Consider the following 1,813-nt stretch of genomic DNA (forward strand, 5'->3'; position numbering starts at 1 on the left):
TTCAAGCCGAACTTGCTTCGTTACGGCAAAGGCATGGCAGGAAAAGCTTGCCATGCCTTTGCCTCCACTACGCAAGTCGGCTTAACTCAGGCGTTAGACCGCTGTAGGCAGACAACTGCAGTTGACACATAGTCAACCACGGTTTACTATCCAGCCATGTTCGAAATCCTCAAGAGCGACACCTTCGACGCTTGGTTGCGCGCTTTGCGTGATCGACAAGCAAAAGCACGCATCGAGGTCCGCATTCGCCGACTGTCGCTTGAGAACCCTGGTCAGCACCGCGCGCTCAAGGGCGGTGTCTCTGAAATGAAAATCGACTATGGCCCCGGGTACCGGGTTTATTACACCTACCGCAATCAAACACTTGTGCTGCTGCTATGCGGCGGCACCAAATCCACCCAAGATCAAGATATCAAGCTTGCGCAAGATATTGCCAAGCAGTGGGAGGGCTAAGACATGGCCAAGGCAAAAACAAAAGAGACGTTCAGCCGTTACGACACTGCCGATTACCTGGAGACGGAAGCAGACATTGCGGCCTATCTCACAGCATGCGCCGAAGAAGATGATCCTACATTGCTCGTCGCCGCTCTTGGAGACGTGGCTCGTGCGCGCAATATGACGCAACTAGCCGAGAAAACTGGCATGACCCGCATGGGGCTGTACAAGGCACTTTCTGGTCAGGGCAATCCCAGTTTTGCCACCGTATCTAAGGTTGCGCATGCCCTCGGCCTGAAAATCACCGTGGCAGCGGTCTAACAATTCGTTCAAGCCGAACTTGCTTCGTTACAGCAAAAGCGTGGCAGAAAAATCTTGCCACGCTTTTGCCTCCACTACGCAAGTCGGCTTAACTCAGGCGTTAGGCCGCAGGAGCAAGATATGACGCGCTTGTGGACAATCATCGGCGTGGCAAACGTAACCCGCTCCTTCACGTGGCACCAGTCGCTCCTGGGACTGCCCGCCACGACGCCTGCCCATGATTACTTTGGCCAAATCCTCGACGCGGACGGGACCGTCTTGCTGTGCCCCCACCCTGACAGGCCCGGAGCGTGCCGAGCCCGGCAACGGCTTGCTGCTATTCTTCCGCGTGACTGACTTTGACCAAGCGCTACAACGGGCGCACAGCCTTGTCGCGGCGCTTGAAGCAGAGCCGGATATCAATCCCAATACGGGCACCAGAGAGTTTGCGCTGCGTGATCCTGACGGTTACTACGTCATGCTCAGTGCGCTGTCTGCGGCCTAACAATTCGTTCAAGCCGAAACCGCTTCGTTACGGCAAAGGCATGGCAGGAAAAGCTTGCCATGCCTTTGCCTCCACTACGCGGTTCGGCTTAACTCAGGCGTTAGGCCCCATGAAAGCAATCGACGTTCTTCTGAAAGACCTTACTGACGAGCAAATCCGCTCACTCCCAAAAGAGTGGATTGCTGCCTATGTGGGCCGCCCAAGAAATGAGGTTCCGACCATTGATAGCGCCTCAAAGCTTCGTCTTATCGCACTTGGCATCATCGCTCTCTACTCAGTCGCAACTTACACCACCTCTGCGCCGAACTTCTTTTTCTTAATTTTGCTACTGATGTACGAGCTCCAGTACGTATCTTTGCGCAAAGATAAGGCACTAATCGACTTTTCATATGCCAAGGAGCGTTACCTTGCTGAGGTCAGAGCGCTCCCCTATAGTGGGGCCTAACAATTCATTCAAGCCGAAACCGCTTCGCGGTTCGGCTTAATTCAGGCGTTAGGCCCCACGCGGCTTTCTTGGGGTCTATGGCATGCAATTTCTGCGCGCGCTCTGCCGCCCGCTATCGCGCACGGCTC

At 54.9% G+C, this 1,813-nt stretch carries 4 protein-coding genes; all 4 read left to right on the forward strand.

Translation table 11 applies throughout. The features are described 5' to 3' along the window. Nucleotides 1-156: 156 nt before the first annotated feature. The gene (locus ACFOLC_RS16065) at nt 157-453 is read left to right on the forward strand and encodes a type II toxin-antitoxin system RelE/ParE family toxin (RefSeq protein ID WP_386760275.1); all 297 of its coding nucleotides are present in this window, start codon (nt 157-159) and stop codon (nt 451-453) included. A gap of 3 nt (nt 454-456) precedes the next feature. Beyond that, nucleotides 457-756 (forward strand): addiction module antidote protein, encoded by a 300-nt coding sequence (locus ACFOLC_RS16070; RefSeq protein ID WP_386760276.1) that lies wholly within the window; start codon nt 457-459, stop codon nt 754-756. Between the two features lie 217 nt (nt 757-973). Next, entirely contained in the window at nt 974-1,240 is a 267-nt protein-coding gene (locus ACFOLC_RS16075) for a VOC family protein (protein WP_386760277.1), read from the forward strand. A gap of 109 nt (nt 1,241-1,349) precedes the next feature. Then, nucleotides 1,350-1,685 carry a hypothetical protein gene (locus ACFOLC_RS16080; RefSeq protein WP_386760278.1) on the forward strand — a complete coding sequence of 112 codons (336 nt, stop codon included), beginning with the start codon at nt 1,350-1,352 and terminating at the stop codon, nt 1,683-1,685. The last annotated feature ends 128 nt before the right edge of the window (nt 1,686-1,813 follow it).

The organism is Lysobacter cavernae (assembly GCF_042648505.1).
Lineage (GTDB): Bacteria > Pseudomonadota > Gammaproteobacteria > Xanthomonadales > Xanthomonadaceae > Lysobacter_L > Lysobacter_L cavernae.